The 24,782-nt window shown below is 71.5% G+C and carries 23 protein-coding genes; 13 read left to right on the top strand and 10 right to left on the bottom strand.

Translation table 11 applies throughout. The features are described 5' to 3' along the window. Nucleotides 1-2: 2 nt before the first annotated feature. Nucleotides 3-1,592, bottom strand: coding sequence for a cytochrome ubiquinol oxidase subunit I (locus JSQ78_RS05920; RefSeq protein WP_211450173.1), 1,590 nt, complete (start codon nt 1,590-1,592; stop codon nt 3-5). A gap of 138 nt (nt 1,593-1,730) precedes the next feature. Between JSQ78_RS05920 and JSQ78_RS05915 the strand changes: the two genes are divergently transcribed. From JSQ78_RS05915 to JSQ78_RS05900, 4 genes are all read left to right on the top strand, one after another. Further along, nucleotides 1,731-2,087 carry a BlaI/MecI/CopY family transcriptional regulator gene (locus JSQ78_RS05915; protein ID WP_211450537.1) on the top strand — a complete coding sequence of 119 codons (357 nt, stop codon included), beginning with the start codon at nt 1,731-1,733 and terminating at the stop codon, nt 2,085-2,087. An 11-nt stretch (nt 2,088-2,098) separates the two neighbouring features. Then, complete coding sequence (locus JSQ78_RS05910) at nt 2,099-2,914, top strand: M56 family metallopeptidase (RefSeq protein WP_211450171.1); 816 nt, start codon at nt 2,099-2,101, stop codon at nt 2,912-2,914. A gap of 582 nt (nt 2,915-3,496) precedes the next feature. Further along, nucleotides 3,497-3,865: a hypothetical protein gene (locus tag JSQ78_RS05905; RefSeq protein ID WP_211450169.1), complete on the top strand. Its 369-nt coding sequence runs from the start codon at nt 3,497-3,499 to the stop codon at nt 3,863-3,865. After that, entirely contained in the window at nt 3,858-4,532 is a 675-nt protein-coding gene (locus JSQ78_RS05900) for an RES family NAD+ phosphorylase (protein ID WP_211450167.1), read from the top strand. Before JSQ78_RS05905 ends, JSQ78_RS05900 begins: the two co-directional genes overlap by 8 nt. 25 nt (nt 4,533-4,557) lie before the next feature. On the opposite strand, the gene JSQ78_RS05895 is transcribed toward JSQ78_RS05900, so the two are convergent. From JSQ78_RS05895 to JSQ78_RS05880, 4 genes are all read right to left on the bottom strand, one after another. Further along, nucleotides 4,558-8,082: an ABC transporter ATP-binding protein/permease gene (locus JSQ78_RS05895; protein WP_211450165.1), complete on the bottom strand. Its 3,525-nt coding sequence runs from the start codon at nt 8,080-8,082 to the stop codon at nt 4,558-4,560. 85 nt (nt 8,083-8,167) lie between these two features. Further along, nucleotides 8,168-8,512 carry a hypothetical protein gene (locus JSQ78_RS13820; RefSeq protein WP_249295946.1) on the bottom strand — a complete coding sequence of 115 codons (345 nt, stop codon included), beginning with the start codon at nt 8,510-8,512 and terminating at the stop codon, nt 8,168-8,170. Continuing rightward, nucleotides 8,512-8,733 (bottom strand): hypothetical protein, encoded by a 222-nt coding sequence (locus JSQ78_RS05885; protein WP_211450163.1) that lies wholly within the window; start codon nt 8,731-8,733, stop codon nt 8,512-8,514. The genes JSQ78_RS13820 and JSQ78_RS05885 overlap by 1 nt, the downstream gene beginning before the upstream one ends. A gap of 259 nt (nt 8,734-8,992) precedes the next feature. Then, nucleotides 8,993-10,441, bottom strand: a complete 1,449-nt coding sequence (locus JSQ78_RS05880; RefSeq protein ID WP_211450161.1) for an MFS transporter — start codon at nt 10,439-10,441, stop codon at nt 8,993-8,995. A gap of 126 nt (nt 10,442-10,567) precedes the next feature. Here JSQ78_RS05880 and JSQ78_RS05875 point away from each other — a divergent pair, with 126 nt between their 5' ends. Then, nucleotides 10,568-10,783 carry a hypothetical protein gene (locus JSQ78_RS05875; protein WP_211450159.1) on the top strand — a complete coding sequence of 72 codons (216 nt, stop codon included), beginning with the start codon at nt 10,568-10,570 and terminating at the stop codon, nt 10,781-10,783. 139 nt (nt 10,784-10,922) lie between these two features. Here JSQ78_RS05875 and JSQ78_RS05870 read toward each other — a convergent pair whose 3' ends face one another. After that, nucleotides 10,923-11,531, bottom strand: a complete 609-nt coding sequence (locus JSQ78_RS05870; RefSeq protein ID WP_211450158.1) for an NADPH-dependent FMN reductase — start codon at nt 11,529-11,531, stop codon at nt 10,923-10,925. 122 nt (nt 11,532-11,653) lie between these two features. On the opposite strand from JSQ78_RS05870, the gene JSQ78_RS05865 reads away from it, so the two are divergent. Both JSQ78_RS05865 and JSQ78_RS05860 read left to right on the top strand, forming a co-directional pair. Continuing rightward, nucleotides 11,654-12,274, top strand: a complete 621-nt coding sequence (locus tag JSQ78_RS05865) for a nucleotidyltransferase domain-containing protein (protein WP_211450156.1) — start codon at nt 11,654-11,656, stop codon at nt 12,272-12,274. Then, on the top strand, nt 12,271-12,672 hold the full coding sequence (locus JSQ78_RS05860; RefSeq protein WP_211450154.1) for a hypothetical protein: 402 nt from the start codon (nt 12,271-12,273) through the stop codon (nt 12,670-12,672). Before JSQ78_RS05865 ends, JSQ78_RS05860 begins: the two co-directional genes overlap by 4 nt. A 27-nt stretch (nt 12,673-12,699) precedes the next feature. Here JSQ78_RS05860 and galE read toward each other — a convergent pair whose 3' ends face one another. Further along, on the bottom strand, nt 12,700-13,710 hold the full coding sequence (gene galE, locus JSQ78_RS05855) for a UDP-glucose 4-epimerase GalE (RefSeq protein WP_211450152.1): 1,011 nt from the start codon (nt 13,708-13,710) through the stop codon (nt 12,700-12,702). 90 nt (nt 13,711-13,800) lie between these two features. Between galE and JSQ78_RS05850 the strand changes: the two genes are divergently transcribed. Next, on the top strand, nt 13,801-14,475 hold the full coding sequence (locus JSQ78_RS05850) for an arsenate reductase/protein-tyrosine-phosphatase family protein (protein ID WP_211450151.1): 675 nt from the start codon (nt 13,801-13,803) through the stop codon (nt 14,473-14,475). On the opposite strand, the gene JSQ78_RS05845 is transcribed toward JSQ78_RS05850, so the two are convergent. Beyond that, nucleotides 14,394-14,960, bottom strand: a complete 567-nt coding sequence (locus JSQ78_RS05845; protein ID WP_211450149.1) for a hypothetical protein — start codon at nt 14,958-14,960, stop codon at nt 14,394-14,396. The two genes, JSQ78_RS05850 and JSQ78_RS05845, sit on opposite strands and share 82 nt — an antisense overlap. Nucleotides 14,961-15,113: 153 nt before the next feature. On the opposite strand from JSQ78_RS05845, the gene JSQ78_RS05840 reads away from it, so the two are divergent. The 3 genes from JSQ78_RS05840 to JSQ78_RS05830 all read left to right on the top strand — a co-directional run bounded on the left by JSQ78_RS05840 (nt 15,114) and on the right by JSQ78_RS05830 (nt 20,688). Beyond that, entirely contained in the window at nt 15,114-19,262 is a 4,149-nt protein-coding gene (locus JSQ78_RS05840) for a DUF5979 domain-containing protein (protein WP_211450147.1), read from the top strand. 86 nt (nt 19,263-19,348) lie between these two features. Continuing rightward, the gene (galU, locus tag JSQ78_RS05835) at nt 19,349-20,251 is read left to right on the top strand and encodes a UTP--glucose-1-phosphate uridylyltransferase GalU (RefSeq protein WP_211450145.1); all 903 of its coding nucleotides are present in this window, start codon (nt 19,349-19,351) and stop codon (nt 20,249-20,251) included. Nucleotides 20,252-20,337: 86 nt separating this feature from the next. After that, entirely contained in the window at nt 20,338-20,688 is a 351-nt protein-coding gene (locus JSQ78_RS05830) for a histone-like nucleoid-structuring protein Lsr2 (RefSeq protein WP_211450535.1), read from the top strand. Nucleotides 20,689-20,769: 81 nt separating this feature from the next. Here the strand turns inward: JSQ78_RS05830 and JSQ78_RS05825 are convergent, their stop codons facing one another. Beyond that, a complete protein-coding gene (locus JSQ78_RS05825) occupies nt 20,770-22,092 on the bottom strand; it encodes a maltokinase N-terminal cap-like domain-containing protein (RefSeq protein WP_211450144.1) in 1,323 nt (440 codons plus the stop codon). A 153-nt stretch (nt 22,093-22,245) separates the two neighbouring features. On the opposite strand from JSQ78_RS05825, the gene JSQ78_RS05820 reads away from it, so the two are divergent. Together JSQ78_RS05820 and JSQ78_RS05815 are read left to right on the top strand one after the other, a co-directional pair. Next, the gene (locus JSQ78_RS05820) at nt 22,246-22,401 is read left to right on the top strand and encodes a hypothetical protein (protein ID WP_211450142.1); all 156 of its coding nucleotides are present in this window, start codon (nt 22,246-22,248) and stop codon (nt 22,399-22,401) included. Further along, nucleotides 22,401-23,027, top strand: coding sequence for a Fic family protein (locus tag JSQ78_RS05815; RefSeq protein WP_211450140.1), 627 nt, complete (start codon nt 22,401-22,403; stop codon nt 23,025-23,027). Before JSQ78_RS05820 ends, JSQ78_RS05815 begins: the two co-directional genes overlap by 1 nt. Before the next feature lie 46 nt (nt 23,028-23,073). Here the strand turns inward: JSQ78_RS05815 and JSQ78_RS05810 are convergent, their stop codons facing one another. Beyond that, nucleotides 23,074-24,765 carry a CAP domain-containing protein gene (locus JSQ78_RS05810; protein ID WP_211450138.1) on the bottom strand — a complete coding sequence of 564 codons (1,692 nt, stop codon included), beginning with the start codon at nt 24,763-24,765 and terminating at the stop codon, nt 23,074-23,076. Nucleotides 24,766-24,782: the final 17 nt, after the last annotated feature.

Below are 24,782 nucleotides of genomic sequence, written 5' to 3'. Positions count from 1 at the left end.
GGTCAGTAGGCGAAGGCGAGCACGTCGTCCCGCTCGCCGCCAGGTCGGTCGCTCGGGTCGTCGCCGCGGTCGTGCCGCGGCGCGAGCTCGGGCATGGCGCTCGCGACCCCGCCGCGCACGTACTTCACGAGCAGGAAGATCTCGACCACCATGAGCACGGCGTAGACCGCGGTGAGCGTGATGACGGAGAAGAGCAGCTCGCCGACCGTGACGCCGGGGGAGACAGCTGCGGCAGTGAACATGAACACCCCGTCGATGCCCGAGGGGTCGGGGTTCGGCGCGACGACGAACGGCTGGCGGCCGATCTCGGTGAAGATCCAGCCGGCGATGTTGCCGGCGAACGGCGCGAGGATCCCGAGGATCGCGAGCCGCATGATCCACGGCGACGACGGCACGGTGCCGCGGCGCGTGAGCCACAGGGCGACGAGCGCGCCGAAGGCGGTGATGCCGCCGAGCCCGATCATGAGCCGGAAGCCCCAGTAGGTCACCCACATCGGCGGCACGTACTTCACCTCGGTGCCCGCGAACGAGCCGTAGAGCTCGTCGTCGGGGATCGTCTCGCCGTACTGGTCGATGTACTGCGGCTCGAGGTCGACGATGCCGGGCATGTCGGCGCCCCACTCGCCGGTGCCGAGGAAGCCGAGCACGCCGGGGATCTCGATGAGCGTGATGACGTCGCGGCAATCGGTCGTGCCGGGGTCGCCGATCGAGAGCACCGAGAACGACGAGCCGGTGTGGCAGGCGGCCTCGGCGGAGGCCATCTTCATCGGCTGCTGCTCGTACATGAGCTTGCCCTGCCAGTCGCCCGTGAGCGCGGTGCCGCCGAAGGCGACGATCGCGACGACCGCGCCGGCGCGCAGCGACCAGAGCCACACCCCGTGGTCGGTGCGGTCGCGACCCGGCACCGAGGCCGCCTCGCCGACGATGACGCGACCCGACGCATCCGTCGTGTCGATCCCGTCGTGGCGGCGCCGCCACAAGTGGTACCAGGAGATGCCGATGAGGAACATGCCGGCGACGATGAGGGCGCCGAAGATGGTGTGGGTGAAGGCGGCGATCGCCGTGTTGTTCGTCAGCACCGCCCAGATGTCGGTCATGACCGGGCGGCCCTCGGCGGTCATCTCGACGCCGACGGGGTGCTGCATCCACGAGTTCGCGACGATGATGAAGTAGGCCGAGAGCCACGAGCCGATCACCGCGCACCAGAGCGCCGCGAGGTGCAGGCCCTTGCGGAGGCGCCCCCAGCCGAAGATCCAGATGCCGAGGAAGGTCGACTCGGCGAAGAACGCGAGCAGCCCCTCGAGCGCGAGCGGGGCGCCGAAGACGTCGCCGACGAAGCGCGAGTACTCGCTCCACGCCATGCCGAACTGGAACTCCTGCACGAGGCCGGTGGCTACGCCGAGGATGAAGTTGATGAGGTAGAGCTTCCCCCAGAACTTCACCATGCGCAGGAACTTCTCGTCGCCGGTGCGCACCCAGATCGACTGCATGACGGCGATCGCCATGCCGAGCCCGAGGGTGAGCGGCACGAGCATGAAGTGGTAGACGGTCGTGATGCCGAACTGCCATCGGGCGATGTCGAGCGCTTCCACGCCGGCTCTCCTCTGCTGCGCTGGGTTCTACGGCGCGTAGAACCTCTTCTACACAGCATAGAAGAAGTTCGACTCGTTGTAGAATCGGAATCACGACGGATGCGTCACACTGGGCCGGGAGGCACGATGCGGAAGAACATGCCCGCGCTCGGCGAGCTCGAGCGCGTCGTGATGGACGCCGTCTGGGACTCGACGGAGGCCCTCTCGGCGTATGACGTGCAGCAGCAGCTCGAAGCTGCCGGCCGCCCGCTCGCGGCGACGACGCTGCTGACGGTGCTCTCGCGGCTCGAGAAGAAGGGCTTCGTCGCCTCCGACCGCACGGTGCGGCCCTACCGCTACTCGCCGGTCGCCTCGCGCGCCGACCACGTCGCCGAGCTCATGCACGAGGTGCTGGGCGAGTCGCGCGACCGGATGGCCGTGCTCGAGCGCTTCGTCGGCGCGGTGTCGGAAGAGGATGCGGCCGTGCTGCGCAAGCTCCTCCGCGGCGACAGCTGAGCGGACCGCTCGTGCCCGTGCCGCCGATCGCCGCTGCCGCGGTGCCCGGCGGTGCCCTCGTGATCCCGCACGGCGCGATCGTCTGGGGTGCGGCGATGCTGTGGCTCGTCGCGCTCATGCTCGCGTGGCCCGTGCCGGTGTGGCTCTCGCGCGCGGCGTGGCCGATGCGCGCGCCCGTCATCGCGCTGCTCGTGTGGCAGGCCGTGGGCCTCGCGGGAGGGCTGTCGATGATCGGCGCGCTCGCGCTCACCGGCTTCGCGATCGCGCCGGGGCAGCCGTGGTTCGCGGCGATCCCGGCGGCGGTCTTCACGATCTACCTGCTCTCGCACCTCGCGGTGACGATCGTGCAGGTCACCGCGCAGCGCCGCCGCCACCTGCAGCTGCTCGACATGCTCTCGTCGCCGCACCCGACCCGGGCGCGCACCCGCGTGCTCGACGATGCGGTGCCGGTCGCCTACTGCCTGCCGCGCGGCGCCGGCTCGGTGACGGTGCTCTCGCAGGGGCTGCTCGACCGGCTCGACGCCGACGAGCTCGTCGCGGTGATCGCGCACGAGCGGGCGCACGTCGAGCAGCGGCACGACCTGCTGCTGCTCGCGTTCCGCGCGTGGCGCTCGGCGCTGCCGTGGTTCCCGGTCGCGGCGCTCGCCGACGCCGAGGTCGCCGCGCTCGTCGAGATGCTCGCCGACGACCACGCGCGCCGCGAGGTGCGCGACGAGGTGCTCGCGCGGGCGATCCTGCACGTCGGCGCGAGCGGCGTGCCGGGCGCCGAGGTCGATGCGACCGGCTCGTCGCGGGGGAGCGATCGCTTCAAGCGGCTCGTCGCGTAGGGCGTTGCCGCGCAGCTGCGGGCGCCCAGCTGCCGGCGCACCGGCCCGCGCATCCGTGTGCAGGCTCTTGCGGCTCGGACGCGCCGCAGCCCGCACGTCGGTGCACATGGCTGCGGCTCGCGACCAGCCTCGAACTTCGATGTGCACGCTCTTGCGGCTTCGAGGCGGGGCCGACCGCAGCACCGTGCACATCGTTGCGACGCGCGGGTCAGCGCAGGCGCAGCGCCGTGTGGTCGGAGGTGCGGTCGTCATGGCGGTGCGAGACGAGCACGACCAGGCGATCGGCGGTCGCCTCGCGCACATCGGCCACGGATGCGCTAGGGCGGCTGCGCTCGGCAGGGTGGCGCCGAATGGTCGCTTGACGGGCGCGTCATGCGACAGATTGGTACCACCCATCCCCTTGGGTAGTACCGATGTGCCGCTCGGAGCGACGGCAGGTGACAATTCGGTACCTCGGTATCGCGGCACGTTGTCCGGCGCAGTTGCATCGCGCGAACAGCGTTGACGTTCATAGCGGCAAAAAACGCGCACCGAGCGCGCAGAAGAGACGTAGACTGAGGGAACGACGACGAGGGGGTCAGGATGAACATCAAGGCCACGCACCGGTCGACGGCGGCTCGAGCGGCAGCTGTCACGGCGCAGGAGGCGGCGGGGTTCCTCGCGGAGCACCTCGGGCGGCAATTGCTGGCAATCACCGTCGGCGCTGACCCGAGCAGCGTCGATCGCTGGGCGAGGGGCACGTCGAAGCCGCAGCTCGCCCCAGAGCGTCGACTTCTCGCCGCCTACGCCGTCTGGCAGGTCGTCGCGGAGGTCGAGGCGCCGGCGACCGTGCGCGCGTGGTTCATGGGCATGAACCCGCAGCTCGACGACCTGTCGCCTGCCGAGGCCATTGCGGACGATCGGTCGCGCGACGCCATCGCGGCAGCCCGAGCCTTCGTGCAGGGTGGCTGATCCCTCAGCGCCGGCGCTCGTCGAAGTCGCCAGCCGCGCGCTCGTCAGGATCGGGCGGTCCGCCGACCCTCTCAGGTTCTCGAGGCTCGATCCCATCGACGCGTTGAGCTCGTCAAGCGGCAATCGATTCGACGTGCCCGGCGGCGGAGTCCTCTACGCATCGACCGAACTGCGAACCTGCTTCGAAGAGACGCTCGCGAGGTTCAGGCCCTCCACCGGCATCCTCGCCAGGATGCAGCGCGAGGACGCGAGCTTCATGGTTGTCGGCGGAGTCCCGGGAGACTGGCGCGCACAGCGCTCGATCGTGAGGTTCGAGCTGATCGACCCGCTTCCGTTCGTCGACGCGGATGCCATCAGGACCCATCAGGCGCTGCAGCGCGAGCTCGCGACAGAGCTGGCTGCCCTCGACGTGCCTGATCTCGACCTCGGCACTGTGCGCGGGCGCGACCGTCGAGTGACGCGGCTCATTGCCGCGTGGGCCTATGGCGCAAGTGACGACGAAGGCCCGCTGTACGGCGGCATCCGCTACGAGTCGAGGATCGCCGGCGGAGAGTGCTTCGCCATCTTCGACGGTACTGCGATTGCGGAGCGGGAGCGCCAGCCGATCCGACTGGAGGATCCCGAGTTGCAGGCGGTAGCTGACGCGTTCGGATTGCGTCCCTTCTGAGGCACCCCGTCGCGCTGGCGACGCTTCACGCGAGCGTGACGACCGCGTCGACCGGGGAGCGGTCGTCGTGGCGGTGCGAGACGAGCACCACGACGCGATCGGCGGTCGCCTCGCGCACGTCGGCCATCATCGCCGCGGCCGTCGGAGCGTCGAGGTGGGCGGTCGGCTCGTCGAGCAGGATGACGTCCGCGCGGGTCAGCAGCGCCCGGGCGACCGCGAGCCGCTGGCGCTCGCCGCCCGAGAGCGCCGAGCCGCCCGCGCCGACGCGCGTGTCGAGGCCGTCGCCGAGCGAGTCGACAAGCCGCGTGAGCCCGGCCTGCTCGAGCGCCGCGCGCATCGCGGCCTCGTCGGGCGCATCATCGCGCGTGCGGGCGAGCAGCAGGTTGCCGCGGAGCGTCGAGTCGAAGACGTAAGCGTCCTGCGGGCACCAGCTGACGCGCGAGCGCCACGCGCGCTCGTCGAGCTCGGTGAGCGGCACGCCGCCCGCCGCGCTCGCAGCCGCGTATAGGGCGTGTCGCTGCGAAGCGTCCGCCATGTCAGCGACTCGCCCTACATCTGCGGTGGGGGAGGCGGAGGCGGTGGGGGAGACGGTGGCGGGCGCGGCGGGGGAGGCGGTGGCGGAGGCGGTGGCGGAGGCGGTGGCGGTGGCAGCGGCGCGCACGGCGCCGCGCTCCACCGGCAGCGCACCCATGATCGCCGAGAGCAGCGTCGACTTGCCCGAGCCCGAGGGGCCGTCGAGCACGAGCCAGCGGCCCCGCTCCGCGCGGCCCGAGACGTCGGCGACGGCGGGGTGCGACATGCCGGGGTAGCGCACGCTCACCTCGTCGAGCTCGACCGCGGCGATGGGCGAAGGCGGCTCGGCGTCGCCCCACTCCGGCTGCGGCGCGGGCCGAAGCACGGGCGCGAGTCGCGCGAGCGCGGCGCGCAGCGCCGGCACGCGGTGCGCGGCGGCGACGAGGTCGCCGAGCGGCTCGAGCAGCGCGAGCGTGAGCAGGGCGATGACGGATGCGGCTTCGGCCGTCAACGTCGGAGCCAGCACGGGCACGAGGCACGCGAGCGCCGCCAGCGCGGCGGTGACGACGGCCGAGCCGAGGCCCGCGGCCCACGCGCCGCGCCGCTCGGCGGTCGAGAGCGCGGCGCTCGCGTCGTCGAGCTGCGCGAGCGCCGCGCCCTCGACGCCGTTGCCGCGCAAGTCCGGGGTGGCGGAGGCGAGCGCAGCGGTGCCGCGCACGATCCGCGACTTGGCGCCGACGCGAGCGGCGGCAGCGCCGCGCTCGGACCAGATGGCGAGCGCCGACGCCACGGTCGTCGCGATCGCGAGCGTCGCCACGACGATCCACGTGAGCTGCGGCGCGGTGAAGGCCGTCGTCACGCCGGTGCCGGCGATCACGAGCACGCCGACCGCGATGGGAGGCAGCACGCGCGGCAGCTGGTCGCGCAGCTCGTCGGCGAGCGTCACGAGGTAGTCGAGCGGCGCGCCGCCCTCGAGCAGCCGCCGGGAGCCCGCGCCGCGCGCCGCGATCGACCGCCAGAGCCGCACGCGCAGCAGGTCGACGACCTTGAAGGCGGCGTCGTGCGTCAGGAGGCGCTCGGCGTAGCGGCCGACCGAGCGGAAGATGCCGAACGCGCGCACGCCCACGATCGCGAGCAGCAGCATCATGATGTGCTCCTCGATGCTCGCCCGCACGATGAGCCAGCCCGAGACGGCCGTGAGCGCGAGACCCATCGAGACGGCGATGACCGCCATCGCGATCGAGCCGGCCCACGATGCGAAGTGCGGGCGGATGAGGGAGCGGATGGTGAGGCGCGGCCCACGCTTCTCGCTGGGCGTATCGAGACCGTCCGCGGCAGCAATGGCTTCGAGACGCACGCGGCCTGCGGCTGCGCGCTCCTCAGCCAGCGGGAGGGCGGCCGCCCGCTCCTCAGCGAGCGGAGGGACAGCCAGCGGAGAGGCGCCGACCGGCACGGTCATCGTCGCGAGCGCCGTCGTCTCGGGCTCATGGCTCGCGAGCACCACGACGGCGCGGTCGGCGCGTCGCAGGATCGCCGCGCGCACCCGCTCGGCCGAGGCGCGGTCGAGGTGCGCGGTCGGCTCGTCGAGCACGAGCAGTCGGGCTCCGGCATCGACTCGCGCGAGCGCCCGCGCGACGGCGAGGCGCCGTTGCTCGCCGGGGCTGAGCTCCGCGACGGCCGCGTCGGCGACGTGACCCAGCCCCAGCTCGTCGAGCGCGGCGAGCGGATCGGCGCCGTAGAGCGCGAGCTCGGCGCGGGGCGAGCGGGCGAACGCGCGAGGTGCTTGCGGGGCCCAGCCCACCGCATCCGCCCCCACGCCGTGCACGCGGCCGCTGACGACGGCGTCGGCGGGCAGCGCGCCCGCGAGCGCGCCGAGGAGGGTCGACTTGCCGGCGCCGGAGGGTCCCGCGATGGACACGATGCCGGTGAGCTCGGCGCTGATGCCCGCGAGGGTCGGGGCGTCGCGGCCGGCGTACTGCACCGAGAGCGACTCGAGGCGGATGGGGCCGGAGTCGGATGCGGCACGCACGTCGGCGGGCGCGGGCCGTTCGAGGATCTCCCGCGAGCGGTCGAGCGCCGAGAGGCCGTCCTGCGAGGCGTGGAAGGCGGTGCCCACCTGCCGCAGCGCCGCGTACGCCTCGGGGGCGAGGATGAGCGCGACGAGGGCGGGCTCGAGCTCCATGGTGCCGTTGAGGAGCCGCAAGCCGAGGAAGACGGCGACGATCGCGACCGAGATGGTCGCGACGAGCTCGAGCGCGAGCGCCGAGAGGAAAGCCCAGCGGAGCGTCTCTTGCGTGCGCTCGCGGTAGCGGCCCTGCAGCTGCTCGAGCGCCTTCGCCTGCTCGTCGACGCGGCCGAGGCCGACGAGCACCGGCAGGCCGCGCGCGAGCTCGGCGAGGTGGTCGGCGAGGCGGGTGAGCGCCGTGAGCGCCTCGTCGGTGCGCTGCTGGGTGTGGTGGCCGATGAGGATCATGAAGAAGGGGATGAGCGGGATCGTCACGACGATGATGACGGCGCTCAGCCAGTCGGCGCCGAGCACGCGCACGCCGACGAGCAGCGGCACGACGGCTGCCGCGATCGTCGCCGGCAGCGACTGCACGTAGTAGTCGTCGAGGTCGTCGAGCCCGTCGGCGGCGAGCACGGCGGTGCCGCCGCCCGTGGCGTCGCCCGCCGCGATCTGCCGCCACAGCCGCCCGCGGATGCGCTGCTTCACCGACGTCGCGATGCGCCGCGCGACGACCGACGTCGCCCACTCGGCGCCCGCGCGCAGCAGCGCGCCGGCGATGCCGAGCACGACGATGAGCCGCGTGGTCTCGGCCGCGAGGTCGCCCGCCGCGAGCGCGCCGATGCCGCGCGCGATCGCCTCGGCGACGAGCACGAGCCCGGCTGCACGCAGGGCCGCGAGCAGTCCCAGCAGGTAGACCGGCCCCTTCGGTACCGGACCGAGCGCGGGCGGGCGGAACCGGGGTGCGGATGCGCTGCGCTCGGCCTCGAGGATCCACGGGTCGACGCTCGTGGCCGGGGCATCGTCGGCCACAGCATCGTTGGTCGAGAGGTCGCGATCCGTCGATGCGGCAATGTCAGATTCCGCGGGGGTCACCAACCCAGGATCTCATCGCTCGCTATGCGCCGTCCCGCCCGAGGTTGCGCTGGGCGGGCAGGTACGCGTCGAGCTCGAACCGTTCGCCGACGGCGACCGCCTGCGCCGCGACTGCTGTCGTCTCGTCCGGGGTCAAGCGGTACACAAGTCGGTAGTTCGACTTCTGGTTGCGAGGGTCCTCGTCGAAGTACAGCTTGCGGCAGTCCGAGAGGTCGCCGGTCGCCACTCGACGATCGAGCGGCATGCCGTGAAGCTCGCCGTTCGCGACGCTCGCCAACAGCTCCGTCACTCGTTTCCGCAACGCGAGCGTCGGAAGGTCGTAGACGTCCTGCTGAAAACCAGGAGCCGCGACGAGCTTGAGCGCCACTATTGCGGCAGCGCCACGCCGAGCTCCGTGGCGAGCTCATCGAGCGACTCCGTCTCGCCGCTCGCCAGACGTGCTCGTGCGATCCGCGCGATCTCGAGATCCTCGAGCACCGGCACGATCTCTCTGTACAGATCGAACGGGATGATGGCCGCCTCTGGGCGACGGTGCGCTCCGAAGATCAGCGGCGCGGCGCCCGCCCCTCGCTCGCGGAACTGACGCACCAAGTCACCGAGCTCTTCTCGAGCCTCGCGACTCGTCCTGACGATCTGAGGCGCATATTTTGACATGCTTAATCATACCGATGCGTGCGCGAATGCGTACGCCTTTGTGCACGCCTCTCCTGGCTGCGGCTTCGTACCGAGACGAGCGCGCCTAGACACGGGGCTGCAGAGCCACAAGGTCGACGGGCTGAGCGATCGTGACTTCAGTCGGTACGGGGCGAACGCGCTCGATCCCAACGCCGGCTGACGGGCGTCCGCGTCAGCGCCGCTCCGGCACCTCGAGCCGACTCCGTCGACTCAGGACCATCACGGCGACGGCCGCACCCGCGATCGCGGCAGTCGTGAAAGTCGCGGCGGCGTGGTTCACCACCTCGCTCGAGCCGCCGGGACCGAGCGCGTAGAGCGCCGAGATGACGCCGATGCCGACGGCCGTGCCGGTGCGCTGCGCCGCGGTGATGAGCGCGGAGGCGATGCCCGCGTCGCGCGGCTCGGTCTGCACGAACGCCGCGTTGGTGTTGGGGCCGACGAAGAGGCCGACGCCGAGTCCGATCGCGAGCAGCGGCGCTGCCATGACCGGCAGCGTGATGGCCGCGGGCGGCAGCGCGACGAGGAGCACTCCGACGACCGCGAGGCTGCCGCCGACGAGCGCGAGCCCGAAGGTGACGGTGCGCACGCCGAAGCGCCGGCTCAGCCGCTGCGAGACGAGCGCCCCGGTCACCGAGCCGAGCGCGAACGGCGTGACGACGATTCCCGCCTCGAGCGGTGCGTTGCGGAGCGCGTCGATCCACAGCAGCGCGAGCATGAGGAACGACGCGGTGAAGCTCGCGAAGCCGAGGAAGGTTGTGATGATGCCGATCGGCAGCGCCCGCTGCCGGAAGAGCCGCAGCGGCACGATCGCGAAGCGCTCGCCGCGCTCCCGCGCCCGCTCCCACAGCGCGAAGCCCGCGAGCAGTGCGAGCCCGGTCGCGAGCACGCCGAGGTTCGCGGGCGTCACGCCGCTGCCGAGCGAGAAGGGCAGCACGAGCGCAGTGATGCCGAGACTGAACAGCAGCAGCCCGAGCGGGTCCCGGCCGCGCACGCCCAGCGGCGTGCCGCGCGGGATGACGAGCGCCGCCGCGATCGCCGCGACGACCCCGAAGGGCACATTGACCCAGAAGACGAGGTGCCAGCCCGATTCGCCGCCCACCTCGAGCAGCAGCCCGCCGAGCATCGGGCCGACCGCGCTCGCGGCGCCGAAGACGGCGCCCATGATCGCGAAGGGCCGCGCCCGCTCCCGCCCCGAGTAGAGCAGCTGGATGAGCGCGTTGAGCGGCGTGAGCACGAGCCCGCCCGCGACGCCCGAGAGCACGCGGCCGAGGATGAGCTGCGTCGGGTCGGGCGCGAGCGCGCACCACGCGCTCGCGAGCGTGAAGACGGCGACGCCGACGATGAAGACGCGCTTGTGCCCGTAGCGGTCGCCGAGCCGCCCGGCTGGCAGCAGCACGAGCGCGAACGCGATCGTGTAGGAGGTCAGGATGAGCGTCTGCTCAACCGGCCCGGCACCGAGGCTCTCGCGGATCGACGGCAGCGCCACGTTGATGCTCGTGACGCTCATGAGCGTGAGCGCCGTCGGCAGCAGCAGCACGGCGAGCGCGAGCCAGCGGCGCTTCGGCTGCGCATGCGAGCCGTCGTCCCGCAAGGTCGCGGGCTGGTCGGGCGATCGCCTCATGGGGGCATCCTCCGTGACGGAGGCTGTGCAGTCCCCGCCGATAGCGGGCCGACGAATCCTCAAGACCGGCCCAGGAGAGTGTGCAGACCCGGTTCTGCGGCGCGAATCCGTCCTATGGTCCGAAGCATGTCGTTCGCCGCCCGGCACCGGCCCGCCGCCCCCGCACAGCCCATCCCGCTCCCCGCGGGCGACCGCGAGGCGGCGCCGTCCTCGGCCGCCGTCGACGAAGCCGGCTTCATCGACGAGCTCGATCCCGACACGCTGACGCCCGCGCAGTCGCGCAGCTTGCGCCGCGCCCTCGACGACCTCGCCGCGCAGCGCGCGTCGCGCCGCGGCCACTGACCGAGCAGCTTCAGGCCTTCAGCTGCGGTCGCGACCCAGACGTCGACGTCGTCGGCGAGCCGGCGCTCCGCGTCGCGCCGGCGTTCCGGTCGGGAGCGAGGCGGCGTCATGCCTGGAACGTGCCCTCGCGCACCGCCGCTCAGGCCGCGGTCGACCCGTCGGGCTTCGGGATCACCGTCAGCACCCGCCGCACGAAGTCGTCGAGCGCGCGCATGTAGGTCGAGAGGAACTCCTTCGTCGACTCCACGGTGATGTCGTCGTCGTCGTCGACCAGCCCATCCGTGTACTGCACGTACGCCTCGATCTCGTTCATGAGCGGCGCGTTGCAGAACGACATGATCGTCTTCAGGTGCTGCTGCCCGACGGCCGTGCCGATCGCGCCGGGGGAGGTGCCGATGATGCCGACGGGCTTCCGCGACAGCGCGTTCTCGCCGTAGGGCCGCGAGGCCCAGTCGATCGCGTTCTTGAGCGCGCCGGGCACCGAGCGATTGTACTCGGGCGTGACGATCAGGATGCCGTCGGCCCCCCTGATCTGCCGCTTGAGCTCGAGGGCCTCGGGCGGGTAGTCGCCGTCCCGGTCGTGGTCGTAGAGGTCGAGCTTGTCGATCTCGATGAACGAGCACTGCAGGTCGTCGGGCGCGAGCTTGATGAGCGCCCGGGCGAGCCGGCGGTTGATCGACGACGCGGAGATGCTGCCGCAGATGACGCCGATCGTGTACGGGGGTTCGTGGTGGTACGTCTCAGCCATGGCGCCAGCATGGCCCCGGCTGCTGAGAGTGTCGAGAGCGCGGAACCAGTCAGGCGGCGACGCCAACTTTCGTGGCTATCCGTCCACATTCGTGGGATGATCGACCGTCGAAGGAGGTCAGCATGCGTCTGCAGAATCCGTTCGCCGTGCTCGCCCCCTCGGGCATCGACTCCCAGGTGCTTACCGTGCTGGCGCGCGTTGAGCAGTTCCTCTCGGTACATCAGATTCAGCAGCTGCTGCCGGAGCGCGGCTCGTTGCAGGGGGTGCGCAACTCGGTCGAGAGGCTCCTCGAGCAAGGCACGGTGCGAGAGCGTGTGGCCGGGCGCAGTCGCGCGTACGGCATCAACCGAGAGCACCTGCTGGCGGACGCGATCGCGTCGATCAGCCGAGCCAAGCAGGAGTTCCTGGCACGGCTGCGCGACGCCGTCGCGGCATGGCCGTTGCGTCCCCTCAGCGTCGTGATGTTCGGGTCGGCGGCGCGCAACGAGATGCGATCCGACAGTGACATCGATCTGCTCTTCGTGTTCCCGGACGATGCGCCGGACGACCTCTCTCACGAGCTGGTGCACCAGCTCGTCGCCCGTGCCGCGGCATGGACGGGCAACGACGTGAGGCCGCTCGTCTACAGTGACCGCGAGATCGAGCCAGCGAGCATCTTCGAGTCCATCCTCCGCGACGGGGTCGAGATCGCCGGTGAGCCTTCGTGGCTCCGTCGGCGCCTGCGCGAAGGGGTTCGAGCGTGACGCCGAAGCAGCGCGATCACAGGACCGTTCCCGCCGACAGGTCGGTGCGGCAGGGTCGGCTCGCGAAGGCGAAGCAGTTCCTTCGCGTGGCGGACGAGGCGCGGGAGCTCGCTGACCGCGACGGCGTTGCCGATGCAGCGGTGACGCTCTACGTCCACGCCGGCATCGCCGCGACCGACGCGCTGTGCGCTGGAGCGCTCGGGAAGCATGCGAAGGGGCAGGATCACGACGAGGCCATCGCACTGCTCGACACGGTCGACCCGTCGGCGGCGAAGGCCTTGAGCGTCCTGCTCGCGATGAAGACACGAGCCGGCTATGGCCACGACCCCTTGAGCGATACCGATCTCACGCGAGCCGAGAGAGCTGCCCATCGGCTGACAGAGCTGGCATCGCTCTGACCCTGGCAGCACGGCCCCCGGTCGAGGTCAGGCGCGGTAGCCGCGCGGGTTGCGCTCCTGCCAGCGCCACGCATCCGTCACCGCGTCGTCGAGCGAGCGGGTCGCGCGCCAGCCGAGCCGCTCGTGCGCGAGCGTCGGGTCGGCGGTCGAGACGCCCGCGTCGCCGACGCGGCGCTCGACGACCTCGAAGGGCAGCTCCCGCCCGACGGCCCGCTCGAACGCGCGCAGCACCTCGAGCACCGACGCTCCGCGGCCCGTGCCCAGGTTGACGGTGAGCACGCCGGGCTCCAGCGCCTCGAGCGCGGCGACGTGCCCCTCGGCGAGGTCGAGCACGTGGATGTAGTCGCGCACGCCCGTGCCGTCGACGGTGGGGTAGTCGTCGCCGAAGACGCGCAGCCGCTCGCGCTCGCCCGCCGCGACCTGCGCGATGAACGGCATGAGGTTGTTGGGGATGCCCTTCGGGTCCTCGCCGATGTCGCCCGAGGGGTGCGCGCCGACCGGGTTGAAGTAGCGCAGCACCGCCGCCTCGAGCGCGGGGTCGGCGGCGGCCGCGTCGGCGATGATCGCCTCGATCATCGCCTTCGTGCGGCCGTAGGGGTTGGGCAGGTCGATGCCGACGGGCGCATCTTCGCGCAGCAGCTCGCCCGGCTGCTCGTAGACGGTCGCCGACGACGAGAAGACGAAGCGGCGGATGCCGTGGGTCGCCATGGCCTCGAGGGTCGCGATCGCGGTGCCGAGGTTGACGCGGTAGTAGGTGAGGGGCCGCTCGACCGACTCGCCGACCGCCTTGAGCCCGGCGAAGTGGATGACCGCGTCGATGCAGTGCTCGGCAAGCACGCGGCCGACGAGCTCGGCGTCGCCCGCATCACCGACGACGAGCGGCATCGCGGCGCCCGCGAGCCGCTCCGCGCGGCGCACCGCCTCCTCGCTCGCGTTCGAGAGGTCGTCGAGGATGACGACATCGTGCCCGTGCTTCACGAGCGCGATGGCGGTGTGGGAGCCGATGAAGCCGGCTCCGCCGGTGAGCAGCACGCGCATGGCACTCCTAGGTCGGGGATCCTGACCAGGGTAGAGGCGTGCGGGAGCGCTCCTCGTGCGGCGCACTGCCCGCGCCGCTACCGTGAGCGCATGCCGCTGCCGAGGCTCCGCTCGCACCCCACCGCGACTGCGGTGCGGGACGACGCGACGATCCGCGTCCTGACGGTGTGCACGGGCAACCTGTGCCGGTCGCCGCTGGCCGAGCAGCTGCTGCGGGCGCGACTGCCGCGTGCGTTCGGGGTCGACGAGCTGCCGGAGCTGCTCGTCTCGAGCGCCGGCACGCGCGCGTTCGACGACGACCCGATGGATCCGCTCGCTGCGCGCGAGTCGCTGCGGCTCGGAGCGGCCGGCGGTGGCGACCACCGCGCGCGACGCCTGCTCGAGCGGCACGTCGCCGACGCCGACCTCATCCTCGCGATGGCTCGAGAGCACCGATCGGCGGCGGCGTCGCTCGCGCCGGTCGCGCAGTCTCGGGCGTTCACGCTGGTCGAGCTCGCTCGCATCGTCGACGCGCTCGCCGGCGGTGCGGTCGACGCGCCGGTGGCGCCGCGGGACGAGCAGGGCGTCGCCGCGTGGCTGCGGCAGGTGGTGCGTGCCGCCGCGACGGTGCGGGGGCTCATGCCGCTGCCGGCCTCGCCGCTAGAGCTCGACATCGAAGACCCGTACCGGTTCGAGGCGGAGGTTTACCGCCGCTCCGCGGAGTCGGTCGCCGAGAGCGTCGACCGCCTCGTCGGCGGCTTGCGTCGGCTCGCCGACGGTCGCTGACCTGGCGGTCCCGTCACTCTGCGGGCGGCCGTCGCCGTCGTCGGCGCCAGATGCGTCGGAGCTGCAGGTACAGCAGCACGGCCGCTCCACCCGCGATCGCGGCGCGGACGCCGGTGACTGGCGACGACATCGTAGACGACCTCGTAGAGCGCCTTGTCGAGCAATAGCGCGCGGAAGACGGGGTCGTGCTCGTCGACCAGGTTCGACGCATCGGCGTATCCCGCCAGGAACTCCCGCTGTCGCTGCCGCACCCACTCGTCGGCGACCGCCGGGTCGGCGTCGGGCAGCTCCTGCTGCGCGGAGCCGGCGGCGTAGTCGAACGACCGGAGCATGCCGACGACGTCGCGCAGTGCGACGGCGGAGCGTTCGTCCAACGCAGGTTCCGGGTGGCGCTGTTCGCGGTCAATGGAACCAGTGGCTGCCTTGCTAAGGCGATGCTGAGCAACGCTTTCGCGCGGCCTGATCGTGAACGCTGTTCTGTTCACTGCATACGCATAGTCTCGGGGCTAGCGACCTCCTCGACTTCGTCGCGCCGTCGAACGGAAAGCACCACAGCCATGCACCGCACACCGCGCCGTCCGCCCGAGCCGCAAGGTTCTGCTGCCCTGTCGCTACTGACCTCCGGACCCCGTGCCGCAATGCGCCGCGCCGCTGCGGCAGGCCTCGCCGCGCTCATCACCGTGGCGACGCTGATCGCCGCGCCGACGACGGCGCACGCAGCGCAGAACCCGAACATCGTGGTGCGCGACGTCACGATCACGACGGTCGACGGTGAGCCGGCGACGATCGGCGAGGCGATGACGCTCAGCGGCACGTGGGACGCCACCGATGCCGACCCGCACGCGGGCGACGTCTTCACGGTTGGGCTGCCTGCCGAGCTCGGCTTCCCCGCGGCGCTGCCGTTCCAGCTGAGCGGGGCCGACGGAACCGTCTGGGGCAACTGCCTCACCGACCCGGCGACGGACACGCTCACCTGCACGCTCACCGACGCGGTCGTGGAGTTCCCCGAGCTCGTGTTCGGCACGTTCGAGCTCCAGATCGAGGCAGTCGAGGCGACGACCGAGGAGTCCGTCGTGCTCGACCTCAACGGGAAGCTGACGAGCGTCGACCTGCCTGGCATCGGGGGCATCGACGACGGCATCACGCTGCCCACGGGCTGGACGAAGACCGGCGCGCTCAACGCCGACAAGTGGTCGATGCGCTGGACGATCGAGCTGCCCGGCAGCCGGCTCGCAGCGCACGAGGTCGTGACGATCCGCGAGCGCGTGAGCGACAACCATGAGCTCTGCACGCCCTCCAACCTCCGCATCGAGACCGTGCGCGGCTCGACCGTCGTCAACGTGACATCGATCGGCTCGACGGCCGACGGAGTCGAGGCAGGCGACGCCTTCTCGATCGTGCTGACGGCGCCCGAGGGCGGCTTCGACGCGAACGTGACCTACCGCGTCCGCTACGACACGTGCACCCCCGACCGCGAGATCGACGCGCAGGGCACCGTCTACACCAACGAGGCGATCGTCGACGTCTGGGGCGAGTCGTCCGGCGGCATCGGCGTGCGCCAGGACTGGGCCATCACCGCGCTTGTCGACAAGACCGGCTCGGTGCTCGGTCGCGCCGACCGGAACGGCGTCATCCAGTGGGCCGTGACCGTCGCGGGCGATCACCTCGTCGGCCGCGACACCGTCACGCTCAGCGAGGCGCTCGAAGGTCTCCACGCGCTGTGCACGAACGCCGACGGCGCGCCCGAGGTGCGAGGCCTCACGGTGCTCGAGCGATACGGGCCGAGCGGCAGCCGCCAGCGCACCATCCCGGCCAGCGAGCTGCGCCTGACGACGACACAGGCAGAAGCCGAGGAGTTCAAGGTCGAGCTCGCCACGCAAGGCGACTTCGCCTTCCAGGGGAACGACTACATGTACGTCATCCGCTACCAGACGTGCGCGACGACGGACGGCCTGCCGGCATCCGGCACCGAGTTCGGCAACAGGGCGACGATCGCCGGCGTCACGGATGGCGCGACCGCGACCGTGCCGAGCCGCACGGTCGGCAAGAACGGCCAGATCAACGGCTCGAACGTCGAGCTCGACGGCGTCACGTACCTGCCGCAGACCACCCTCGGCTGGCAGATCACCCTGCCGGGCCAGGAGATCGCCGAGGTCGAAACGGACCTCACGATCACCGACGTCCTCTCGGACGATCACGAGGTGTGCGTCGGCTCGGGCGGGGACGTCGCCGACCGGCTCGGCCTCCGCGTCGAGGCGCGCGACCAGATCCAGGACGGCGGGCTCCGCACCGTCGACCTGAGCGAGAGCGCGACCGCGACGCTCGACGGCTCGACCATCACCATCACCGTGCCGCGCCCGACGCTGCCGGGAGTCGACGGCCAGGCGGTCGAGGGCTTCAGCCACGAGTACCAGTACGTCGTGCGCTACACGACCTGCACGAGGAGCGGGGGCATGGATGCGCCCGGCACCGAGTACGGCAACGACGCACGCGTCGAGGGCCTGCGCTTCACCCGCACGGTCGAGCAGCGCCTGAGCGGCAGCGGCACGGGCCAGGGCGTCACGCGCGGCTCCGTCTCGATCGACAAGGCGCTCGAGACCACCCCGGGCGCGGCGTTCGTGCCCGAGGGCGCGGCGTTCACCGTGCACGTGCGCGAGCGCGACCCGCGCGGCACCGTGCAGGCCGAGTACGACCTGCGAGTGCCGCTCGACGGCGAGCCCGTGAGCGGCCCCAACCCGCGCGGCCGCGGCTGGACCATGGAGCTCTCGGAGCCCCGCTTCCCGTCGGTGCCCGGCGTCACGTTCGGCGCGCCTCGCTTCGAGCCGTCCGAGGGGCTCCAGGTCAGCGCCGACGGCACGACTGCCATCGCGACCATCACGCCCGCGCTGAACATCGGCGTGACGCTGACGAACACCGCGCTGCTCGGCTCGCTCGAGGTCGTGAAGGCGGTCGAGGGCGGCGCGGCGGGTCTCGTGGACGCGGAGCGTGAGTACGCGATGACGGCGTCGATCGACGTCTCGGCCCTCGGCGCCGGCTTCCCGGCGCAGCCGGATCGCGAGTTCACGCTCGTGGCCGGAGAGCCTGTCGTGCTCGACGACCTCCCGATCGGTGCGACCGTGACCCTCTCGGAGTCGCCGCTCGTCGACGACGACGCCTTCACGTGGGGTGAGCCGAGCATCGAGCCGAACGGCGTGCTCATCACGCCCGGGCACTCGAGCGAGCCGTCGACCATCACCGTGACCAACCACGTCGAGCGCACGGTCGGCACCTTCTCGCTGTCCAAGCTGGTCACCGGAGCGCAGGCGGGTTCGGCTGCGGTGCCGGAGTCGGTGTCGGTGACGGCGTCGTGGGTGCAGGAGGGTGTGCCGGGTTCGGTGGAGCTGGAGGTGCCGACGGATGGCACGCCGGTGCCGCTGGGGCATGCGCTGCTGATCGGCACGGAGGTGTCGCTGACGGAGGCTCCGCTGGTGGACGGCTCGAGCATCGCGTGGGGTGCGCCGGTGTGGTCGGGCGATGGGGTGGAGGTGTCGGGCTCGTCGGCGATCGTGACGATCGGCCGCGATGCTGACGCGCTCGTGTCGCTGGAGAACCACGCGGCGACGTCGACGGCGGGGCTGAGCTTCGTCAAGGGCATCGCGGGCGAGGCGGCGGAGGACGTGCCTGCGGGTGCGACGTTCCCGATCACCGCGAGCTGGGTCGACGCGGATGGGGTCGAGCGCTCGCGCGAGCTGGAGATCTCGGCGAGCGAGCCGACCCCGCTGGGCGTGGAGCTGCCTGCGGGCACCGTCGTGACGGTGACCGAGGGGGAGCGGCCGGAGCTGCCGACCGTCGACTGGGGCTCGATCGTGATCAGCGGCGAGGACGTGACCGATGCCGGTGACGGCAGCGCGACCGTGGTCGTCTCCGACCTGCAGGGCGACTCGACGCTCGTGACGGTCGTGAACGAGGCCACCTGGGCGCCGGGCACCTTCACCATCACCAAGCAGCTCGAGGGCATCGCGCTCGGGCACGCCGACGCGCCCGCGTCGGTGACGGTGATGGCGACGTGGACCACCGCGTACGGCACCGAGCAGTGCGAGCTCGACGTTGCGACCGACGGCACCCCGACGCCGTTCGGCGGCGAGCTGCCCTACGGCACCGAGGTGACCCTCAGCGAGGCCATGCCGGCTTCGACGCCGGCGTTCCGATGGGACGCGCCTCGCTGGAGCGGTGACGACGTCGAGCACGGCGAGGCGGCGGTCGCCGTCGTCACGATCGGTGCCGCGACCGACTCGGCCGTGCTCCTGACGAACACGGCGATCGCCGAGGTCGGCTCGCTCGCGGTCTCGAAGGAGCTCGAGGGCTCTGGCGCGAGCGACGTGCCGGAGGGGACGACGTTCCCGATCGTCGCGTCGTGGACCGACCTCATGGGCGAGGAGCGCACGCTCGAGACCGAGGTCGCCGCGGGTGCAGCGGTCACGCTCGAGCAAGTGCCGGTCGGCGTGCCGATCCGCATCGTCGAGGACGAGCGGGAGCTGCCGGCAGGCACCACCTGGACCGGTGCGGAGTGGACATCGCTCGCCGACACGACCGTCGTGCCGCTCGACGGCACGACCGGGGCGACCGTGACGCTCGGGGCCGCTACGGCATCCATCGAGCTCGTCAACGGCATCGACGCCCGCGAGCTGCCCCGGACCGGCGCGGAGCTGGGGCAGGCGCAGGCGGTCGTGCTGTCGCTCGCCGCCGTGCTGCTGCTGCTCGGCGCGGTGCTCGTGCTGGCAGCGGGCAGGCGTCGCAGCGAGGCGTAGGCGACCGACCGCAGCGACGCTCGGGCCGCCGCCACTCTGGCGGCCCGAGCGTCGTCGCACGGGTTCATCCGGCTACTCTGACCCTCATGCGGCATTCCGTCACGAAGGTTGTCATTCCTGCGGCAGGACTCGGCACGCGATTCCTCCCGGCTACGAAAGCGCTTCCGAAGGAGATGTTGCCGGTCGTCGACAAGCCGGCGATTCAGTACGTCGTCGAAGAAGCCGTGCGGGCGGGCCTGCCTGATGTGCTCTTCGTCACCGGTCGGAACAAGAATGCGCTCGAGAACCACTTCGATCGCGCTACTGAGCTCGAGCAGATCCTCACTCGCAAGGGTGATGCCGACCGCCTGCAGAAGGTGGCCGAATCCACGGGTCTCGCCAACGTGCACTACGTGCGGCAGGGCGACCCGCTCGGGCTCGGGCACGCGGTGCTGCGGTCGAAGGCGCACGTCAACGGCGACTCTTTCGCGGTGCTGCTCGGCGACGACATCATCGACGCCCGCGACCACCTGCTCGAGCGCATGCTGCAGGTGCACGACCAGCGCGACACGTGCGTCGTCGCGCTCATGGAGGTCGACCCGGCGCAAGCGCACCTCTACGGCATCGCCACCGTCGACGCGACCGAGGAGGATGACGTCGTGCGCGTGCGCGGCCTCGTCGAGAAGCCCGAGCCGGGCACGGCGCCCTCGAATCTCGCGATCGTCGGCCGCTATGTGCTCAAGCCCGAGATCTTCCCGGTGCTCGAGCAGACGGCGCCCGGTCGCGGCGGAGAGATCCAATTGACGGACGCGCTCCTCACCATGGCGGAGGACGATGCAGAGGGCGGGGCGCACGGCGTCATCTTCCGGGGCCGCCGCTATGACACGGGCGACAGGCTCGACTACATCAAGGCGAACGTCATGCTCGCGTGCGAAAGGGATGATCTCGGCCCGGGCCTTCGAGAATGGCTTCGCGAGTATGTGGAGCACTTCTCCGAGCAGCCGGCTTAGGCCGGGGTACATTCCGAGAAGGCGAACATTCTCTCGCTTTCGATTCCTGTGTTGCGCTCATCGGACGATCGTCTATATTGCGTGACATGGCAAAGCAGACTTTCACCAAGCTCGTCGACGACTTCACGGGCGAGCCCATCGAGGATGGCACCGGTCGCACGGTGCGATTCGCATTCGACGGCGCTGAGTACGAGATCGACCTCAGCAACGAGAACATCGAAGAGCTCTCGAGCACGCTCGAGCGCTATGTGCGCGCGTCGCGCCGCGTCTCCGGGCGCAGCCGCGGCCGCACCTCGGGCAGCAGCAATCGGCGCAGCAGCGGCGGCAGCAGCAGCGATACGGCCGCCATTCGCGAGTGGGCGGAGTCGCAGGGGCTGAAGGTAGCCTCGCGCGGACGCATTCCGGCGGATGTCGTGGAGCGGTACAAGAACCGCTGATCGATCCATTCCGAGAGGCGCCGCCCGATGGGCGGCGCGTCTCGCGTTTCGAGCCGGTCTGAGCGCTGCGCGCAGACCGGCTCAACGAGTGGAGGGAGCCAAGAGCGCCTTCACTGCCTCGAGGGGCACCTGCAGCCAATCCGGGCGGTTGCGCACCTCGTAGACGACCTCGTAGAGCGCCTTGTCGAGCAGGAGGGCGCGGAAGACGGGGTCGCGCTCGTCGACCGGACCCGAAGCATCCGCGTATCCCGCCAGGAACTCCTGCTGGCGCTGCTGCACCCAGTCGTCGGCGACCGCCGGGTCGGCGTCGGGCAGCTGCTGCTGCGCTGAGCCGGCGGCGTAGTCGAACGAGCGGAGCATGCCGACGACGTCGCGCAGGCGCGGCTCGCGGACCGACCGCTCGTGCATGGGGCGCAGCGGCTCACCCTCGAAGTCGAGCAGCAGCCAGTCGCCGTCGCTCGAGCGCAGCACCTGCCCGAGGTGCAGGTCGCCGTGGATGTGCTGCAGCTCGCCAATCGAGCGGATCTCGCCCAGCTGCTCCTTGGCGCGGCCGAGCGCGGCGTCGAGGTCGGCGAGCGCCTCGGCCGCCTGCTCGCGCGCCCAGCCGAGCCGCTGCTCGAGGCCGCTGATGAAGCTGTGCGAGTCGGCCTCGCTCGCCTCGGCGGTGCCGAGCGCCGCCGCGAGGTCGCGGTGCACCGTCGCGACGGCCGCCCCGAGCGCGCGGGCGTCGGGCGCTTCGTGCTGCTCGCCGCGGAGCGTCGCGAGGGCGTGCTGGCGGTAGAGCTCCCACGCGTCCTCCGCGCCGTTCACGAACTCGGAGACCGCGAGCAGGTGCCCGGTGACGGTCGCATCCCCGGCGGGCCACGTCGCGCGGATCGACGCGAGGAGCGCCGGCACGGGCTCGGAGCCGGCGCGCGTGAGGGCCCCGGTGACGACGACGTCGGGGTTGTCGCCGGGGTGGACGACGCGGAACACCTTCGCGATCCAGCTGCCGTCGCCGCCGATGATGGAGGTGTTCGACTGCTCGCCGCCGATGACGCGGATCGCGCCCGCGGGCCCGGGCGGCTTCGTCGCGTCGCCTTCGAGGCCCGGGACCGCCCTCGTGCCGGCGGCGATCTCGATGAGGGTCTGCACCGCATCCGGATCGGAGGACGCGTCGACGAGCCAGCGCTCGCCGAGCTGCGCGATGGGGGCGGCGCCCGGCTCGGAGCGCCACGCGACGGGGACCTGGAGCAGCGTGTCGCCGGCGCGCATGAGCAGGATCGCCGCGTCGCCCAGCTCGTAGCTGTGCGCGAGGGTGACGTCGGCCTCCTGGCCCTTCAGCGGGTACCAGCGGGCGTCGGGCATCCAGGCCGCGATGGCGTCGGTGACCTCCGGAGCGTCGAAGGAGAGGGGAGCGCTCATGCGGGTCAGTCTGCCGTCGCTGGTTGAGCGTTGGCAGAGTGGGGACCGAGCAGTCGGACGTCGAGTGTTCGTACGCGGGATCGCTCAGTGACGGGACCGCAGACCAGCGGTAGAGTCGGACCGCACACAACACCGAATCCGAAGGTGCAGATCATGGAACGCCGCGTCGTGAGCAGGGTCGCAGTGCAGCGCGCCGTCGTGCGTTCGACGAAGGCGTCGGCGCAGCTCGAACGCCGCACCGTTCCGTCGACCCACGTGCGCTCGCCCCGAGTGACGCGCTTCCTGGCAGAGCGCCGCCAACGCGGCTGATGTCACTCGCGCCGGAGTACGGCGAGACGCCCGTTCCGGACGAAGAGCTCGACGCGCTCACCTGCGAAGCGAAGCGCATCCTTGGCGAGCCCATCTCGAAGGTAGCCGTCTACGACCTCGAGCAAGCGCTGCAGGAACAGGTCGCGGAAGAACTGTTGCTCAGCGCCTACGAAGGAGCTCTGACGCTCGATGAGGTCCTCGATGATCTCTTCGTCCGGCGATTGCACGAACGGCTGTACGGAGATGTCTGGTCGTGGGCCGGCTTCTACCGGAAGCGGGAGATCAACATCGGCGTCGCGCCGGAACAGATAGCGATCGAGGTGCGAAGCGCAATCGACACGATCTGTCATCGCTGGAAGTACACCGAGGACTGGACCGCTCGTGAACTCGGAATCGCGGTTCACGCCGAGATCGTCAGGATCCATCCCTTCACGGACGGCAATGGCAGGACGACGCGACTGCTCGCAGATGGCGTGTTCGCCATCGCGCAGGATTCGCCGGAGGCGGAGATCTACGACTGGCAGGTCGACAAGCAGCAGTACATCGATCTGCTGCGGGAATATGACCGCTCTCGCGATCCCCGAGCGCTCCCCGACTTCATCGGGACGCGGCCCCTCGACGAATGAGACCCCGCGTTCGTGGGGAGCGTTGTGAGACTTCTGCCGGCGTGGGTCAGCGGCGCCCGAAGTCGAGCACATAGTACCAGAAGCCGTTCGCGCCCCGCTCGACCCCGACGCCGACGTGCGTGAACGAAGTGCTCAGCAGGTTGGCGCGGTGGGCGGGGGAGGCCATCCAGGCGTCCATGATCCCGTTCGGCGAGACGGCCGAGCCGGAGGTGCGCCCGACGTTGTCGCCCCAGCCGGCCATGCCGCATCCGCGTGCCTGCGCGTTGAGGTTCGGGTTGTGCGCGCTGCCGAGCGCCGACGTCGCGGCCATCGTGGCCGACCAGCCCTGCGCCATGCTGCTCAGGCAGCCGTCCTGCGACAGCGGACCGAGGCCCGCGGCGCTGCGCTCGCGGTTGATGCGGTCGAGGATCGCGATGGGGGCGTCGCCCGCGACGGTGCCGCTGACGGTGTGCAGCTGCAGCCCGGGGAGCGTCGCCATGAGCTGCGACATCGGCGCGATGAGGCCGCGCGCCGAGCACGTGACGTTGTTGCCGCGGAGGCCCGAGACGACACCGACCGCGATCGCGCCGCCCGAGCTGGGCGTGCTGACGACCGGGCCGCCGGAGTCGCCGCGGCAGAAGGCGTTGCCGCTGCTCGCGGTGACCTCCTGCACGTTCATGCACTCGGTGCCGTAGCAGGCGACGTAGGCGGCGCCCGTCGTCATGTTGCACTTCCAGCCCGTCACCTGGCCCGACGAGCACAGCTGGTAGCCGGCGGGCGGGAACGAGAGCTGGGTGTCGGTGATGTTCACCGTCGAGGTCTCGCCGGTGTAGATGCGCGGCAGCGTGCGGGTGTCGTACGAGAGGGCGATCGCGCCGAGGTCGTACGGCCGTGCACCGTCGTTGAGCTCGGCGACGAGGTCGGAGGTGCCGATGCGGGTGCCGGCCGCGTTCCGCACCGCCCGGTCGTCGCGGAAGTCGCTGCAGTGCGCCGCGGTGATGATGACCGGCTGGTGGCCGTGGAAGCCCGTGAAGCCCGACGTGCAGCCCACGAAGGTGCCGTTCGCGAACTGGGTCTGCACGCGCAGCCCGCCCGATACCTCGGTCGAGTCGTTCGAGCGGCCGGTGAAGAGGGCGGCGGATGCGTCGACCGGCTGGCCCTGCGCGAGCTCGGTCGCGGCGGTGGTGCTCGGGACGGTATCGGTCTCCTCGACCGTGAGGCTCGCGCCGAGCTGCTCGGCGGCCCGCTCGGTCTCGTCGATGACGTCGAGCACCTCGCCCTCGAGCGCGATCGGCTCCGTGCCGGCGGCCTCGGCGGCCTCGGGCGTCGGGACCTCGACCGAGAGGGAGTCGGCGCCGATGCCGATCGCGAACGCGCCGTCGGCGGGCATGGATGCGGCGAGCGCGTGCGCGAGCTCGACCAGCTCGGCCTCGCTCGCCTCCTGCGGCACGAACGTGATGTCGATGCCGCGGGTGGCGGCGGCGTCGGCCATGGCCCGCACCTCGGAGGGGACCGGACCCGCCCAGCCGATCTGGATCGTGCCGGCGACCGGGTCACCCGAGACCGCGCCGATGCGCGGGTGCGGCGAGCGCGCATCCCACATCGAGATGTCGTCGATGACCGCGAGGTGCGCCTCTTGCGTCAGCGCGAGCTGCTCGGAGGAGACGGCCGCGGGCGCGCCGCTCGGGGCGACGATGAGCGCGGTGCTGAGCCCGAGCGTGGCCAGGGCGGCATAGAGCAGGGAGCGGCGGCGGGACAAAGCAGACCTCGTGACGG

The organism is Agrococcus sp. Marseille-Q4369, assembly GCF_018308945.1.
GTDB lineage: Bacteria > Actinomycetota > Actinomycetes > Actinomycetales > Microbacteriaceae > Agrococcus.
The sequence above is the reverse complement of the archived record's forward strand: the minus strand, read 5'-3'. Positions and strand labels throughout refer to the sequence as shown.